The organism is Bradyrhizobium algeriense, from assembly GCF_003062295.1.
In the GTDB taxonomy this organism is placed as follows: Bacteria; Pseudomonadota; Alphaproteobacteria; order Rhizobiales; family Xanthobacteraceae; genus Bradyrhizobium; species Bradyrhizobium algeriense.
The window spans coordinates 322,157-338,594 of the sequence record NZ_PYCN01000003.1 but is presented as its reverse complement, the minus strand read 5'-3'; the positions used below and the strand labels follow the sequence as shown (position 1 = coordinate 338,594).

Annotated in this window: 14 protein-coding genes; 10 read left to right on the top strand and 4 right to left on the bottom strand. The window is 62.4% G+C overall.

From position 1 onward, the window contains the following. Positions 1–74 precede the first annotated feature (74 nt). The 10 genes from C7G61_RS09170 to dusA all read left to right on the top strand — a co-directional run bounded on the left by C7G61_RS09170 (position 75) and on the right by dusA (position 11,411). Positions 75–506 (top strand): ParB N-terminal domain-containing protein, encoded by a 432-nt coding sequence (locus C7G61_RS09170; RefSeq protein WP_108514082.1) that lies wholly within the window; start codon positions 75–77, stop codon positions 504–506. Continuing rightward, positions 503–1,897 carry a Y4yA family PLP-dependent enzyme gene (locus tag C7G61_RS09165; protein WP_108513774.1) on the top strand — a complete coding sequence of 465 codons (1,395 nt, stop codon included), beginning with the start codon at positions 503–505 and terminating at the stop codon, positions 1,895–1,897. Before C7G61_RS09170 ends, C7G61_RS09165 begins: the two co-directional genes overlap by 4 nt. Beyond that, on the top strand, positions 1,879–2,889 hold the full coding sequence (locus C7G61_RS09160; RefSeq protein ID WP_108513773.1) for a PLP-dependent cysteine synthase family protein: 1,011 nt from the start codon (positions 1,879–1,881) through the stop codon (positions 2,887–2,889). Before C7G61_RS09165 ends, C7G61_RS09160 begins: the two co-directional genes overlap by 19 nt. Continuing rightward, positions 2,886–4,025 carry an NAD/NADP octopine/nopaline dehydrogenase family protein gene (locus tag C7G61_RS09155; RefSeq protein ID WP_108513772.1) on the top strand — a complete coding sequence of 380 codons (1,140 nt, stop codon included), beginning with the start codon at positions 2,886–2,888 and terminating at the stop codon, positions 4,023–4,025. The genes C7G61_RS09160 and C7G61_RS09155 overlap by 4 nt, the downstream gene beginning before the upstream one ends. Further along, a complete protein-coding gene (locus C7G61_RS09150) occupies positions 4,025–5,911 on the top strand; it encodes an IucA/IucC family protein (protein ID WP_190241738.1) in 1,887 nt (628 codons plus the stop codon). Before C7G61_RS09155 ends, C7G61_RS09150 begins: the two co-directional genes overlap by 1 nt. Continuing rightward, positions 5,908–7,137 (top strand): MFS transporter, encoded by a 1,230-nt coding sequence (locus C7G61_RS09145; RefSeq protein WP_108513771.1) that lies wholly within the window; start codon positions 5,908–5,910, stop codon positions 7,135–7,137. Before C7G61_RS09150 ends, C7G61_RS09145 begins: the two co-directional genes overlap by 4 nt. Continuing rightward, on the top strand, positions 7,134–8,306 hold the full coding sequence (locus tag C7G61_RS09140; RefSeq protein ID WP_190241737.1) for an ABC transporter substrate-binding protein: 1,173 nt from the start codon (positions 7,134–7,136) through the stop codon (positions 8,304–8,306). Before C7G61_RS09145 ends, C7G61_RS09140 begins: the two co-directional genes overlap by 4 nt. Further along, positions 8,303–9,370, top strand: a complete 1,068-nt coding sequence (locus tag C7G61_RS09135; RefSeq protein ID WP_108513770.1) for a FecCD family ABC transporter permease — start codon at positions 8,303–8,305, stop codon at positions 9,368–9,370. The genes C7G61_RS09140 and C7G61_RS09135 overlap by 4 nt, the downstream gene beginning before the upstream one ends. After that, positions 9,364–10,116: an ABC transporter ATP-binding protein gene (locus C7G61_RS09130; RefSeq protein ID WP_108513769.1), complete on the top strand. Its 753-nt coding sequence runs from the start codon at positions 9,364–9,366 to the stop codon at positions 10,114–10,116. The genes C7G61_RS09135 and C7G61_RS09130 overlap by 7 nt, the downstream gene beginning before the upstream one ends. Before the next feature lie 299 nt (positions 10,117–10,415). After that, positions 10,416–11,411, top strand: coding sequence for a tRNA dihydrouridine(20/20a) synthase DusA (gene dusA / locus C7G61_RS09125; RefSeq protein ID WP_274542262.1), 996 nt, complete (start codon positions 10,416–10,418; stop codon positions 11,409–11,411). 161 nt (positions 11,412–11,572) lie between these two features. On the opposite strand, the gene C7G61_RS09120 is transcribed toward dusA, so the two are convergent. The 4 genes from C7G61_RS09120 to C7G61_RS09105 form a co-directional block, all read right to left on the bottom strand. Further along, a complete protein-coding gene (locus C7G61_RS09120; RefSeq protein ID WP_108513768.1) occupies positions 11,573–12,643 on the bottom strand; it encodes a maleylacetate reductase in 1,071 nt (356 codons plus the stop codon). A 74-nt stretch (positions 12,644–12,717) separates the two neighbouring features. Further along, positions 12,718–14,094 (bottom strand): MFS transporter, encoded by a 1,377-nt coding sequence (locus C7G61_RS09115; RefSeq protein ID WP_108513767.1) that lies wholly within the window; start codon positions 14,092–14,094, stop codon positions 12,718–12,720. A gap of 44 nt (positions 14,095–14,138) precedes the next feature. After that, a complete protein-coding gene (locus C7G61_RS09110; RefSeq protein WP_108513766.1) occupies positions 14,139–15,164 on the bottom strand; it encodes an amidohydrolase family protein in 1,026 nt (341 codons plus the stop codon). 40 nt (positions 15,165–15,204) lie between these two features. Further along, complete coding sequence (locus C7G61_RS09105; RefSeq protein ID WP_108513765.1) at positions 15,205–16,437, bottom strand: acyl-CoA dehydrogenase family protein; 1,233 nt, start codon at positions 16,435–16,437, stop codon at positions 15,205–15,207. Position 16,438 lies beyond the last annotated feature (1 nt).

Here is a 16,438-nt window from a genome sequence, read left to right as displayed (position 1 = left end):
GCTCGGTAGTGGAAGGAGGTGCGGCGCATGCGCTTCATGGACGGTTCCTGCTGACAAAAATCAGGTTGGTCGATATGAAAGTTTGCCTCCTTTCGCCAACATGCTTGATCCCGACCGAAGAGGTCGATCCCGACAGGGTAGCGGAGCTGCACGCGCAAATCCTCCGCACGGGTTGCTGGACTGTTCCGATCACGGCGGAGAAGGACGCCTTCTTCGTGATGGACGGTCATCACCGGCTAAACGTCGCGCACCGCCTGCAACTGCCTGTCGTGCCGGTGATTCTCCTGGACTACAACACAGTGCGGGTGGAGAGCTGGCGCCCTGGCCAGACGATCACGCCTGCGTGCATCCGCGCGATGGCGCGCAGTGGCCGAAAATTTCCGTGCAAGACCACGCGACATATTTTTGATCAGGGTCTGCCCAATTGCAACCTAACGCTGGAGAGCTTGCGCCACCTTGCTCCGACAGAACGCGCCGTAGCCTATGCCAAAAGGGCGAGGTCATGACCTTGCATTGCCATAAGCCCGGCGCGGGCCTCTCACCGATTCTGCGGCCAAGCACGGCGAAGCTCCTGGCTGGCAACGGCCCGCTGCTGATCGATTGGGTCGCCCGACATGGGTCCCCGGTCAATCTGATCTGGCCCGACGAGCTGCAGAGGAATCTCGCGGTACTCACAGGCGTCTTGCGCGAGAGCGGTGTTGCGCATGCGCTCTTTTACGGAGCGAAAGTCAACAAATCGCCCGGACTGTTGGCGGCAGCTCTGCGCGCTGGCGCCGGCATTGACGTCTCAAGTCTTTATGAGTTGCGAGATGCCAGGCGGCTCGGCGCCGACGGCACGCAACTTGTGGCGACGGGTCCGGCGAAGACCGCGGCATTCCACAACGAACTCATCAACTGCAGCGCTCTGATATCGATCGATTCACCGGAGGAGCTCGAAGATTTGATCCGCTTGCTGCCAGCAGAGGGCGGCCCGGTTCAGGCGGTGCTGCTGCGCTTGCGCCCCACCAACCAGGCGCGCAGTCGCTTCGGCATGCCGGCGGCGGCCATCCGGCAGTGTCTATCGCGCATTGCCGGCGAAAGCAGGTTGCGCTTTGACGGGCTGCACTTCCACCTGGGTGGCTATGGTTGGGAATCTCGTGCGCAGGCGATTGGAGAAGTCGCCGGCCTGATCAGCGAATCCCGCGCACAAGGTTTTGCGCCGCGCATGATCGACATTGGGGGCGGGTTGCCGATCCAATATGTCGATGAGCGCGCCTATCAGGCGCATCTTGGGGCACAGATGCCGGAGGATTACCGCACCGGGCAGGTGCCGGCCTCGTTCTATCCCTACGGGGGGAGCCTTTCCGCGGCCGAGTGGCTGCGCTGCCTGCTGCGCGCGCCGATCGCCGATGGCCGCAGCTTATCGAGCTATCTTGTCCATGAGGGGCTGGTGCTGGGGATGGAGCCGGGGCGAGCACTGGCCGATCAGGCCGCGATTTCCGTCTTCCGGGTGTTGCGCGTGAAGGTCGTTGGCCCTGATGCTCATGTCGTCTTCGTCGAGGGCAGCAGCTTCAGCGCGTGCGAAACCTGGTTTGCCTCCGAATTCCTGGTCGATCCCATCCTGGTTCCTTCCATATCGCCGCCGGTCGCCGCAAAACCGATCCGAGCATATCTGGCGGGCCATAGCTGCCTGGACGAGGACGTCCTTTGCAATCGATGGCTCACCTTTCCAATCGCTCCGCGCGCGGGAGATTTGCTGGTTTACGCCAACACCGGCGGTTACCAGATGGACCTCCTTGAAAACGAATTCCATCGCCACCCGATGCCGAGCCGGCTTTGCGTGGTTCAGGATGCAAAAGGGCAGCCAACGCTCGTTCCAGACACAATAGGAGAGGCACAATGCTCTGCACGACCGTAAGCCAGTTGATCGGCCAAACTCCGGTAATGCCGATTGCCGTACCCAACAGCGACGCCACGCTGGTGCTGAAGCTGGAAAAGAACAATCCGGGTGGCTCCATGAAGGACCGGATGGCGCGCAGCATGGTGCTTGCCGCGCTTGAGGACGGGCGGCTCGCGCCGGGCGGCACGATCGTCGAATCGTCGTCCGGAAACACCGGGATCGGACTGGCGATAGTCGCATTGGAATTGGGCCTACGCTTCATTGCCGTTGTCGATCATCACGCCGCGCCGGACAAGATCCGCATGATGCGCGCGCTGGGCGCGGAAATTCGTTATGTCGAAGGCGATTTTCGGGAAGACGAGGTTGCGGTGGTGGAGCGCCAGCGGCTGGCCGCCCAACTCGGTGCCCAGCTTCCTGGTGCGTTGTTCATGAACCAGTCCGACAATCCGGCAAACCCGGAAGGCTATGCCGGTTTGGTCGACGAACTCCTGGCACAGCTTCCAGACGGCGTCGACGCCTTTGTCGGCTGTGTCGGCACTGGCGGCTCAATGACCGGTATCGCCCAGCGTCTGAAGCGGGTTAATCCTGCTGTCCGCACGATCGCCGTGGAACCGGCCGGCTCGATCGTCTTCGGCAAACCCGGCCATCCCTACTACCAGTCGGGCACAGGAACGCCCGCCGGCGATGAAATCGGCAAGGTGCTCGACTATGGATGCATCGATGAAGGGGTACAGGTCACCGACACTCAGGCCTTCGAAACAGCACGTTTTATCGCGCGACGCCACGGGCTCCTGGTCGGCGGCTCGACCGGGGGCACCATCTACAAGGCGCTGGAATTTATTGCGGCCGGCAAGCTGTCCGGCACGGTGGTCACGCCCGTTGCCGACGGTGGCGAGAAATATCTCGGTTCGGTCTTCGACGATGAATGGATGGCCAAGCGCGATCTGTTGGATCCGACAATCGCCGCACAGCTCGACGCCTGGATAACCGGAAGGGCGCGCGCGGCATGAAGGTGACGATCTGCGGTGCAGGGCGCACTGGGCATTTGAATGCCGTGCTCTTCAAGCAGCGCCCAGGTATTACTGTTTCCGTGCTGACGGGAGCGGCTGCCGTCGCCGATCGGTGGACGAGCGGAGACGGTGTTTGGCGGGCCCAGACGCCGGACGGCCATGTCTTGAGCGGGCGGCCCGACTATGTTGGCGCCGATCCGAGCGAGGCACTCACAAACACGGATATGGTGATCGTGACGCAGCCGGCGCACGCGCGGCCCGCGCTTCTACACGACGTCGCACGGCACCTTCCCCGGGACAGGCACATCTATGTCGGCGCGATTCCCGGCTTTTGCGGCTTCAACTGGCTCGCGGCCAAAGCCCTTTCGGGCACATACAATGTGGTGATCTGGGGCATGAAGGACGTACCCCATACCGCCTTTGACCTGGTCCCAGGCGAGCGGGTGCGCATGGGGGGCGCCAAGGCTCAGCTCTTCGCGGCGCTTCATCGCCGCGAGACCGCAGCGAGCCGCGCCGAGCTCCGTGCGATGCTGGGCCGCCTTTATGAAGCTCCCGTCACCCTGCTGCAGGATTATCTGGAAATCACGCTGACGCCGGGCAACGCACTGATGCATCCAGCTGTGCTCTATGCGTTGATCGGCCCCGGCGCACCCTGGGAAAACAAGCCCTTTGACCGTCCCCTTTGCTGGTGGAGCGATTGCCCGCGTGCCGGCGCCGAATTGCTGGAGGCCTGCGATGCGGAAAACCAGGCAATCCGCCATGCGGTCGAGTCACGCCTTCGCATTGATCTGAGTTCGGTGAAGCCGCTCCGACAGGAATTGATCGAGGCTTATGGCAGCCAGATCGAGGACAACCGGGCCATGTATACGCTGCTGCGAACAAACCGTGCTTACGCAGGCATTCGCGCCCCACTTGTCCCCAATCCGGATGGGCCCGGCCTTGTCATCGATCGCGCAAGCCGCGCTTTCCACGAAGACATTGCCTTCGGGCAGGCGCTGCTCGTGGAATTGGCCGCGCGGCTTGAAGTGGCAACTCCCGCTATCACGAAAACCTACAACTGGGCGCTCAACTACCACGGCGGGCTCGCCGAAGGCGCGCCGGCCTGTTTGCCCTCCAACTGGCCGGAGGAAGCGTAATGGACGAGAGGATGTCTTCCCCCGCAAATGCCGAAGCTCAGGCGCGCGCCGCGCAGCTTCGCTTGGGCGCATCGCGCAATGCGCTCAACCGGTTGGTCCGCTGCTTGTTCGCCGAACGTCTCCTTGAACCGGATGCGTTATTGTGGGCGCGCGACGGCAACCAAGCATGGCTCCCGCTTTGGCAGTCACGCCGGGTCCTGCATTTCACCGACCTGCGTCGTGCGCCGGCCGGAACGTTGCAAAATCGCGGTTCTGTCGAGGTACTGGACGAGACCGGCGCTCGGCGCCGGATCGATGATCCCTCGGAGCTGATCGGGCAGGTCGCGCCCGCCTTGGCGATCTCGCCTGCATCTGATGGCGTCGAGCAGCTCATACGCGACGTCGAGGACAGCATGCGCAACGACATCCTGGCGCGCCGTCATCGGGAGGTCTGGAGCGCCGAGCTGAGAGGGAAGGTGGCCGAAGCAGGCGCGCGGGAATTCCTCGCATATCTGGAAAAGAGCCTGCCGCCGCATCTGGCGGCCATGACCCTCGATCAATGGGGCGCGCTGGAAGGTCACCCTTTCTATCCGACCTGGAAGTCCAAGTCCCTGTCACCCGAGGACGTCGCTGCGTTGTCGCCGGAGTTCGGTGCCCGCGTGCGGGTCCGGATAGCAGCGCTACGCAAGGAATGGTCCTATGTGGAGAAGATGCCGCATGTCGGCAGCTATTCGGAATGGTTCGCGCAGAACTTCCCCGAGCTCTGGCGCGACTGGACCGAAGGATTGAACGAGCGTGGCAAGGCTCCCGAGGACTGGCTGCCTCTACCTGTCCATATCTGGCACCTTGAAAATTTCGTGCGCCGTGAATTCGCGTCCGAGATTGCTTCCGGCGTTTTCGACCCGGATGGCCCGGACGTCGTGACGCTGCCGTCAATGTCGTTCCGCACCATGTTGCCGGACACACGGGAACCGCGGCCCTTTATCAAACTGCCTGTGGCGATCTGGATGACCAGCGAACAGCGCACGCTGCAGGCCAAGTCGATTCACATGGGGCCGCGTCTCAGCACCCTGATTTCCGAAATTCTGTCGAAGGAGAGGGATCTGTGTGACAGGTTGGAGATCTTCACCGAAGAGCTGGGCGCAATCCTGCGCCACCCCGTAACGGCCGATGAGCATCCCGGCCGCTTTCTTTCGGTTGTCTACCGCAACGCCGACGCACTGGCGCGAAATGATGGGCTATTACCGGTCACCGTCGCGGCACTCTTGACGGCAAGCCCGATCGATGGCCGCCCGCTCATTTGCGAATTGATTGCGAGAAACGGCGATGAAAGCGAAGCAGCCGTATCTGCGTTCTTCCGTACCTATGCAGCGACCGTCATCCAGCCGACGCTTGCCATATATCTGCTTTACGGAATTGCCTTTGAGGCGCATCAGCAAAACAGCACGATTCTGTTCGATGAAACCGGCCGCCCGCGAAAACTGCTGATCCGTGATTTCGGCGACGGCCGCAGCTTTTCACCTCTCTTTAGGGAACGAGGGCACCACCTCAAGCCCTTCACTCGCGCGGGGATCTTGCCCACCACCTTTGATGACGATATCAGCCTCGTGCGCTCATTCGTCATCGATGCCTGCTTCGTCTGCCACCTTCATGAGGTCGCACTCTGCCTTCACGAACATTATGCTCTGCCGGGCACGAGCCTTTGGCGCATCCTGCGGGAAGAGACCGCGGCAGCTTTCGACGCGCTCAGGCCGCGCATGTTGTCGGACGCGTTCTGGATGGAAGAACGTAAGGCCTTCCTCGAGAAACCCTGGCCGACCCGCTCGGTGCTACGGATGCATCTGGAGCGTTATCGCGACTACCGCGTTGAGCACGAGCTGCCAAATCCAATGGCTTCAGCGGAATGACAAATGCTTCTGCCGCGGTTCGCGGCTTCGGACCGGTTTTTGTTCTGCTGTTCGGGCTGCAATTCATTTCCATGGGTGCCATGGAAATGAGTGGTCCATTCTGGCCGATCCAGATCAAAGCGTTGAGCCCCTCCGACAGCGTCTTTGGGTTAGCAGGTGTTGGTGTCTACGTTGGCCCGATGATTGGCATGTCGCTGACCAGCGCCTTTTGGGGGCGAATGGGCGATCGCTACGGCAATCGGCTGATGATGGTTCGGGCGCTCGGCGGATTAGCGGTCACGCAACTCCTTGTTGCTGTTGCACAGGATGTCTGGACGATCATGGCGCTGCGTTTCTTGCAGGGCGCCTGCGCCGGCTATATCGCCCCAGCGCAGGCCTATGGCGTGCAGATTACCGGCGGGAAGGATCGCGCAAGCCTCTTCGCCTGGCTTCAGGTTGCCACCAATGTGGGCTCGCTGGGCGGCGCCTTTCTAGGCGGGCTCATTCTCGATAGCTTCCCTTTCGCCGCAATAAATCTGACCGCCGGGGCAATTTGTGCGCTGTGCGCTGCTGTTGCCTGGTTGAGCCTGCCCGTACCGACGCCAGGAGCTGTTGCCGCCGATCCCTGGAATGCGGGTACCGCAAAGCCTACGGCGTCGACAGGTATTCCCATCGCAGCTCTTCTTGCCTTGATGGGGATGCTGCTTGCCAGCCGCATGGTCCTGCAGGTTCCTTTCTCACTGTACATGACCCAGGTATTTGGCGCCCGTCACTGGGTCGCCGGCCTCACTTACGGGCTGCTGGCGTGCGGCTTTGTCGTGGCCGCGCCGCTGTGGGCGCGGCTCTTCGAGAATAGAACACCATTCTATGTGCTGGGCGGGAACGTGCTCATTTCGGCGGCGTGCGTTTTGGTGACGCATCTGGCGGGAAGCACCAGCTCCGTTGTCGTATTTGCGTTGCTGTATTTCATCTGGGGTATGCTTCTCGGGGGAACGACGCCGGTCCTTCTTGCGCTCATTTCGGTAGCCGTGGCTCATGATCGACAAGGTTCGGTCTTGGGTCTCGCGCAAGCTTCCCAACAGGGTGCTTCCGCCAGCGGCATCATCGCCGGCGTCGCGGTTACCCAGCTCTTTGGTCTTAAAGCCGCTTTCCCGCTCGTCGCCACGCTTTACGCCTTGTCATTTTTGTCCGCTCTCGGCATATGGCTCAAAATCGCGCACCCCACTCGAAAAGGAATCCGGTCATGACGGAACACCGATCGCTGCTGCATGCCGCGGTGATGGCTCTTGTCCTGATCGTTTTGCTTCCGACAGCAGCGTTTGCCGTCGAACCTGGACCGACACAGACACAAGCGTCAGTTACGCTCACCGATATCGCGGGCCGCCAGGTGACGCTTAACGCGCCGGTCAAGCGCATGCTTCTGGGCGAAGGTCGGCAGCTCTATCTTATCGCATCGCTGGAACCCAAAGATCCTCTGGCCCATGTGGTTGCCTGGCGCACCGATCTGATCGCGGCCGACCCGGCCACTTACGCGCAGTACCTCAAAGTGTTTCCCGCGTTGGCGAAGCTCCCTGCCTTTAAGGGCCAGGAGGACAGCCTGATCGACATCGAATCGGCGATCATCCAGAAGCCCGATGTGGTGCTGCTCAATCTTGAGGCCATGCAGGCCAACAAGGACGCCAATTACATTGAGAAGCTCGCGGCGCTGAACATACCGGTTCTTTACATCGATTTTCGCCACCGTCCGCTGGAAAACACCGAGCCGACCATTCAGCTGCTGGGGAGGATCATGGGCCGAGAGGCGCGTGCCGAAGAGATCATCGCGTTCCGCCGCCAGGCCATGGCTGCAGTTGCCAACGTCCTTGCCGCCAAACAACCGAAACGCCCCAATGTGTTCGTCGAGCGGATCGGCGGCTACTCGCAGGATTGCTGCCTGTCTTTCGGCGCGGAGAATTTCGGCAAATATGTCGAACTCGCCGGCGGCCATAATATCGGCAGCGATATCATCCCTTCGACTTTTGGGCAGATCAGCCCCGAACAGGTCATCGTCGCCGATCCCGCGCATGTGGTGGTTACCAGCGCCGACTGGCAAGCCTACGTGCCCGGCGGCCACTGGATTCCGCTCGGACCAGGGGCGGATTCTCGCCTGACGCGCAAGAAGCTCGAATGGTTCACTACCCGCGACGCCTATACCGGTATCGCGGCAAAGAAGGCGCGGAATTTTCACGGCATTTGGCACCAGTTCTACAACAGCCCATACGAGTTTTTTGCCGTCCAGCAATTGGCGAAGTGGTTCCACCCCGACCTGTTTGCCGATCTGGACCCCGACGCAACCTTTGCTGAATACCATCGTCGCTTCCTGCCGATAGACTACCGCCCCGGCTATAGCGTCAGCCTTTCCGACGGCCAGCGATGACAGATCTCCATACCGAAGCGCTGACAATAGCCGGACGCGACACCTATCAGGCGCTCAGCGTCAGGCGGTGGATCGTTCTCCTTGCGCTGGTGGTCGGGGTTTGCTTGGCATTGGTCGGCGACCTTTCGACCGGGCCGGCGAGCTACGGTCTTGGCGAGGTTGTGCGCACGCTTTTCCTGCCAGCAGAGGCGGATGCGCAGATGCGTGTCATTGTCTGGTCGATCCGCATGCCATCGGCCCTTATGGGCGTCGTGGTAGGTGTGGCGCTAGCCATCGGCGGCGCTCAGATGCAGACCATCTTGAACAATCCGCTGGCGAGTCCGTTCACGCTAGGCATTTCCGCCGGTGCAAGCTTCGGCGCAGCTCTGGCGCTCGCCTTCGGCGTCGCGCTGGTTCCCATGGTAGGCGACTACATTGTCGCGGCCAACGCTTTCGTCGTGGCCATGGCAACCGCCTTCCTAATCCATTTGGCCAGCCTTCGGCGCGGAGCCTCGATCCAGATGATCGTGCTCTTGGGCATAGCGCTGGTTTTCAGTTTCAATACGGCCCTCGCTATCGTTCAATATTTCGCGGCCGAGCAAGCCGTCGCGGCCATCGTTTTCTGGACCATGGGCAGCCTCACCAAGGCGACATGGCCCAAGCTCGCCATCACCGCGCTCGTCGTGGCGATAACCTTGCCGGTGTTTCTGCGCCGCCGGTGGCAGTTGACGGCGTTACGTCTTGGCGAGGCGCGCGCGGCGAGCTTCGGCATTCCCGTGCGGCGCCTGCGGCTCGAAACCCTGATCCTTGTCTCCCTTTTGACGGCGATCCCCGTCGCGTTTGTCGGCACGATCGGCTTTATCGGTCTCGTAGGTCCGCACATCGCCCGCATGATGGTCGGCGAAGACCAGCGCTTCCTGCTGCCCGCGAGCGCGCTGACTGGCGCGCTGATCATGTCGTCCAGCTCCGTCCTGGCCAAAATCGCGGTACCGGGCGCTGTCCTGCCGATCGGCATCGTCACCTCGGCGATCGGATTGCCGGTCTTCCTCTATTTGATCCTGAGAAGCGGAAGAGACATATGGTAGTGCTGAGCACGCATCGCCTCGGCGCCCGCTACGGATCACGCCAGGTGCTACGTGATGTGACGCTTCCGCCCTGTTATGGCGGCGAGGTGGTGGCTGTCATTGGACCGAATGCTGCGGGCAAGTCGACGCTGTTCCGGCGCTTGGCAGCCATTCTTCCGGGACCTGGCGAGTGCCGGCTGGAAGGTGTGCGCGATGCAGATCGCGCCGTCGCCTACATGCCTCAGGACCAAACGGCAAGCGCAGTGCTGACTGTATTCGAATCCATCCTTCTTGCGCGCAAGCAGGTCAGCGGCTGGCGTCTGGGGAGGTCTGATCTGGTGGCGGTGGACCAGGCGCTGGCAGCACTCGATATGGGCGATCTTGCCAATGAAGTCCTTACCGAGCTGAGCGGTGGACAGCGCCAGCTCGTCGGGCTTGCCCAATGTCTCGTGCGCGAACCGCAGGTGCTGCTCTTGGACGAGCCGACCAGCGCGCTGGATATGCACCGCCAGCTGGAAGCGATGCGACAGGTGCGCCGCCTTGCGCATGACGACGGTATGCTCGTGCTGATCGCGCTGCACCATCTCGACCTGGCACTGAAATTCGCCGACAAGGTCGCTCTCCTCTGTGATGGAACGTTGCACGATTTCGGCACGGCGGCTGGCGTCCTGACGCCGGAAAACCTTGCCGCAACCTTTCGCATCAGGGCACGTGTCGAATCCTGCTCGCAGGGCAAGCCGCATTTGATCGTCGACGACGCGATCTGACGCCCGATCGGAGAGGGTGTCGAAATCCGTTTCGCTACTGATCGACACTCCTCTTTCGATTGCCGTTCCTCCATAATGACGTCAATGCGCAGCGAGTGATCCCTCGCAGATGGATCGCGAATGGCGATCGCCCAGCGACGTTTCTGAGGAGTTGGCTTTATATGGCTAGGAGTTCTCTGTGGAGGATATTGCCGCTGTTATGGACGGCTTGGCGATTACGCGCGCTCGGCGGCTATACTATTTTCGCGGAAATAGTATAACGGCGTTAATGTTGAAGAACATACGGTTACGGTAACCAATTGGAATCGCAAGACTATCGTTTTTCCGTCGCGCCCATGATGGACTGGACCGACCGGCATTGCCGCGTGTTCCACCGTCTGATGAGCCGGCGCGCGCGGCTCTACACGGAGATGCTGACGACCGGCGCCATTATTCATGGCGACCGCAGGCGGCTGCTTGGCTTCGATCCAAGCGAGCATCCGGTGGCGCTGCAACTCGGCGGGTCGGAGCCGGATGATCTCGCCGCCGCTGCGAAGATCGGCGAGGATTTCGGTTACGACGAAATCAACCTCAATGTCGGCTGTCCGTCCGACCGGGTGAAGGACGGCCGTTTCGGCGCCTGCCTGATGGCGGAGCCGGCGCTGGTTGCCGATGGCGTTGCCGCCATGAAGCGCGCCGTCAAGATTCCCGTCACGGTCAAATGCCGGATCGGCATCGACGACCAAGATCCGGAAGTGGCCCTCGACGTGCTGGCGCGCGGCGTGGTCGCGGCCGGCGCGGACGCGCTGGTCGTGCATGCCCGAAAAGCCTGGCTCAACGGATTGTCGCCGAAGGAAAACCGCGACATCCCGCCGCTCGATTACGACAGGGTCTATCGACTCAAGGCTGCGCTATCAGGTATTCCGATCATCATCAATGGCGGCATCGGCAGTATTGCGGAGGCTGCGCGGCACCTCGACCATGTCGACGGCGTGATGCTGGGGCGGGCGGCCTACCAGGAGCCCTGGCGTTTGCTCGACGTCGATCCCGAATTGTTCGGCGAGGCGGCACCATACGCCACCATGAAGGACGTCTTCGAAGCGATGTTTCCCTATATCGAAGACCAGTTGGCGCAAGGCGCAAAGCTGCATTCGATGACGCGGCATTTCGTCGGCGCGTTTCACGGCGTTCCCGGCGCGCGTGCCTTCCGCCGCCATCTGGCGGAGAAGGGCGTCAAGCCGGGCGCCGGCGTCGACGTGCTGCGCGATGCGATCGCGCTGGTCGAGGATCGCGCAGCGGCGTTGGCAGCGGCCTAATCTGTCAGGCCGCCTTGGCGGCGTGCGAACAAAAGCCAAAGGCCGCGACCGAAGCAGCCTGCTCCTTCAATCGGCTCGTGCCTTCGCCGCTTCAAATTTCGCCCGCGCCGCCTCAATAGCCGGCCGGTTTCGCTTCGCCCAGGCATGGTCTATGTCCTGAACTAGCCGATCGCATTTTCCGGAGCGTCTCCGCGCCAGGCCCGCGCGATCAGTTCGCGGATTGCCGCTCGCTCGACCGGGCGCGGATTCCAGTAGGGGTTCTTCACGGCGAGGTCGGCGGTCTGATCGATGCCGCTCTCGGGCATGCCGATCTCGCGTAGCGATGCCGGCGCAGCAAGCTTTCGCGCCAGATCATGCAGGCCGAGCGCCGGGTCGCTCACGCCGAGCGCGGCAGCGATACGCGTCATCGCGTCAGGTACAGCAGGCGCATTGTAGGCGAGGGCATGCGGGAGAATGACGGTGTGGGTTTCCGCATGCGGTAGATTGAACGACCCGCCCAGCGTATGGCAGAGCTTGTGATGCAGGGCCATGCCGACGGCGCCGAGGCAGATGCCAGAGAGCCAAGCGCCATAGAGCGCGTCGGTGCGCGCAGCCCTGTCGTCTGGCCGGGTGCAGATCTTGGGCAGGGCGTGCGCCAGCGTGCGGATAGCCTCCTGCGCCATCAGCGATATCACGGGGTTGCGATCCCGGGCGTAGAGCGCTTCGACTGCATGCGCGATGGCGTTGATGCCCGATGTCGCGGACAAGCCCGGAGGCATCGTCATGGTGAGGTCGACATCATAGATCACGACCTCGGGAAGAATTTTCGGGCTCGACTGCGTGGTTTTGATCCCGCCGCTGGTCTGGCCGACGACCGGCGTCATCTCCGAACCGGCATAGCTGGTCGGCAGCACGATCTGCGGCAGGTCGGTTCGCAAGGCGATCGCCTTGCCGAGGCCGGTGGTCGAACCGCCACCGATCGCCACGAGACAATCGGCCCGCACCTCGCGCACGGTTTCCATCGCCCGTTCCGTCACCTCGACCGGCGTATGCATGACGGCTCCGGTGAAGACGCCGGCGAAGCGCTCCCCGATCATCTCCCGGATGCCGGCGACCAGATCTTTCTGGCGCGAGGTTGCCAGCACGAGCGCGCGCGTGACGCCGAGGCGGGACAATTCGTCGGGCAATTGACGCAGCGTGCCGGTGCCGAATACCACCCGCATCGGCGCGCTCTGGTAGACGAAGTCTTGCATGGCTGCTCCTTTGCGGAAGATATAGCCGGCCCCGGATCGTTCCGGAGCCGGACTTTCCGCATTGATGCTCCGCCTCAAGAAGCGGGCTGTGCAACCTTGCGCAAGGTGGCCGTCTCTTCAAGGCCGCTTGCGGGGGCTGTCGCCGGCTGCCGGGCCAGCAGGATGATCGCCCCGGCGGCGATCGCGGAGACGCCGATCGACAGGAACATCGGCGTCGGGCTCTGGTAATATTGCTGAAGCGCGCCGGCAACGAACGGTCCGAGAATGGCGCCGACGCGCGCGACCCCGAGTTCCATTCCAACCGCGGTGGCGCGCACGCCGGTCTCGTAGGAAGCCGCGGTAAAGTTGTTCAGCACGAACTGCGCGCCGATGATGAAGAAACCGGCGGCCGCGACCGACGTGATGTTGACGATGTGGTCATTCAGCACCACGAGCGACAGCACGGCGAGGCCGCCGATCGCCCACCAGGTTGCGATCAGCCCGCGGCTGCTGCCGGACTTGTCGACCAGATGCCCAAGCACGAGAGCGCCGACGAACGACATGATCTGCATCAGCGCGCCGAAGCCGAAGCTGGCCGCGAAGGTTTCTCCACGCTGCATCATCACGGTCGGAATCCATCCCGACAGGCCGAAGATGCAGAACAGGCTGAGGAACGCCGACGCCCAGATCGCGAACGTGGTCCGGCGATATTTGGAATGCAGCAGCACCGCCACCGAATTGACCGGCTTCTCGGACGCCCCGACGGCAATTTTGGCCGACTGATAGACGCCTGCGCGCTCGGGCCGAAGCTTGCTGAGCATGTCGCGGATTTCGCCGGTGCGGCCTTGGAGGGCAAGGAATTTCGGTGACTCCGGCAACATGTAGTGCATGAAAGGAAGCAGTAGGAACGACAGCGATCCGATCCAGTACAACGAGGTCCAGCCGAACGCCGGCGTCGCGAACACGCCGGCGACACCGGCGAGCGTTCCGCCGAGCGCCCAGCCGAGCGCGACGCCCCATAGCGCGAACGTGTTAGCCACCCGCCGCGGGGCCAGCTCGTTGATGTAGGTCGTCGCCAAAGGCAGCAATACGCCTAGCCCGATGCCGGTCAGAAGCCGCAGGATGCAGAACGACAGGAACGAGTCCGCGGACGTCGCGGTCAGCAGCGTGAAGATGCTGGTAATCCAGAGGCCCCCGAGCAGGGTGCCGCGGCGGCCGAGGCGGTCGGCGATGATGCCATGGATGGCGGCCCCGAGCAGGAATCCGACCAGCCCGCTGGAGATCAATAGCCCCGCCTGGCCGGCCTGCAGGCCCCACGGCTTTGCGACATAGTGAATGACGTAGGCCGGATTGAACGTGTCATATCCGTCGAACAGCGTGAGCAATCCCATGATGGCGCCGAGGCGCCAGTGAAATTTGCCGACCTTTGCCTCGGCTAGCTCCTCGTGAAGATCGATCGCTTTCGCAGTCATGGCCGTATCCCTCCCAAGATTGTGTTTGCGTATTGTGAGACCGCTTATTCCGCGGCTTGATGGATGCTTTGCCCGGCGACGGTGGTTTCGCCGAGATCGAGCTTGAACAGGTCGATGGCGTTGCGCCGGCCGATCTTCAGGCGATCGTTCTCACTGATGCTGGCGCTGTTGAACCAGTCGGAGGCGTGATCGACATTTTCGAACGGCCAGTCGACCGAGAACAGAATGCGGTCCGCCCCGATCTCGAGAATGGAATCAATCAGGGTTTGGGTACGGAAATTCCCTGAAGTGGTCAGGAAGAAGTTGGCGTTGAAGTAGTCGCAGATCTTCTTCTTCGCCTTGTGCTTCGGCGGCGCCTTGACCCAGCCGTTACGATGATCGACGCGCCACATGCTGTAGGGCAGGCCTTCGCCCATGTGGCCGAGGATGATCTTGAGTTTCGGATGGGCATCGAACAGGCCAGATCCCATCAGGCGCAGCGCGTGAACGGCGGTCTCCTGTCCGAACGCCCAGGTCGGGCCCATCAGCCACGGATGCCCTTCATAGATCGCGCAGTCCTCCGGCAGCGGATTGCGCGGATGCAGGTAGAAGGGCAGGCCGGTCTTCTCGACCGCCGCCCAGAACGGCCAGTACTGCGGCAGGTCGTAATAGACCGGCCGTTTGCCGTCGCCGACTTGCGAAAAGCCGTTGACCAGCGCGCCGCGGAAACCGAGCGTGTTGATGCAGCGCTGGAGCTCCTTGATCGCAAGATCCGGATCCTGCATCGGCAGCGCCGCAAATGCCTGAAATCGCGACGGGCGTTTTGCCACTTGCTCGGCGAGGAAATCATTGGCCCGGATCGCAATCTCGTTGGCGCGGGCCACGTCGGGAATCGCTTGAACCGCGGGCGCGTTCAGCGACAGGATCATCATCTCGACGCCGTGGCGGTCCATCTGCGCCAGCCGCTTGTCTTGGATATCCAGCAGGCGATCCTTCAGCTCCGGCCAATAAGAATCCGGGACGAAGCCCGCCGAATCCATCAGCGTGTCAGGAATTGCAAAATGTTCCTCTAGTGCGATCTTGCCCTGCATGTCGTCCTCGCTGATGTCTGATGTTGATTAGTATTGGCCTTCAGTACTGTCCTTGCGGCGTCAGCCCGAGCGCGAGCTGGCCGTACATGGTGCCGACGGCATCCCAGTTCATGCTGATATGTCGGCCGACCGCATTGGCGTCGCGCCAGGCGCGCTGCACCGGGTTGGAGAGATCGAGGCCGAGCCCGCCGGTCGATGCGTTCAACGCTTCGGTGGCGCGAATGGCAAGTGCGACCGAAAACGCCTGGCCGCGGCGGCTGACAATGCGATCCTCTATCGAGATCGGCTTGCCGTCGCGGACCGTCGCCGCACGATCCCTGAGATCGCGCAGCAGCACTTCGCGCGCCGCATCGACCGAGGCGGCCGCTTCCGCAACGCGCAACTGGATGGTCGGGAAATCCGCCATGCGATTGTTGTGGCCGGCCACCGCGCCGCGGGTGATCCGTCGCGATGTCACGGCAAGATAATCCTCCAGCGCGCCGGCCGCCGCGCCGACCGCGGCCGAGGCCAGGCAGGAGGGAATGTTCGACAGCATCGGGATCGAGAAGGTGGGGTTATTGGCATAGAGCGTGGCGCCCGGCGTCTTTCCGGATGTGGTGTCGGCGAACGACAGCAGGCGGTGCGCGGGCACGAACACGTCATTCAGCACCAGCGTCTTGCTGCCGGTGCCGCTGAGGCCGACGACATTCCAGGTATCGTCGATGACGTAGTCGGCAGCCGGAACCAGCAGGAAGGCCGGCGCGAACTGGCCGCTCTCGGTCTTCGACGGCAACAGCGCCGCGCACAGCGACCATTGGGCGTTATCGCAGCCGCTGGCAAACGACCAGCGCCCGGTGAGGCGATAGCCGCCGTCGACCTCGATTGCCTTGGCGGCCGGCGCGTAGGAGCCACAGGCCACCGCATCGGGATTGCTGGCCCAGACGTCGCATTGCGCGGCTTCCGGAAATCCTGCGATCAGCCATTGATGGGCCGCGAGCAGGCCGCCGACCCATGCCGTCGAGGCGCAGCTTTTGGCTAGCTCGATGTTCAATTCGACCAGCACGTCGAAATCGTGCTCGTAGCCGCCGAACATCGCCGGCTTGACGATGTCGAAATAGCCGATGTTGCGTAGCGCAATGATGTTCTCTTCCGGAACGCGGCCGGCCTTTTCGGTGGTGTGGGCGCGCGCCTTGATCTGCGGCGCGATCTGCGCCACGCGGCTGCGCAACTCGGCAATATCAGGGCGAAGCGACGGTGACGCTGGCACGTCCTTCAACTGGGCGACTGATACCATT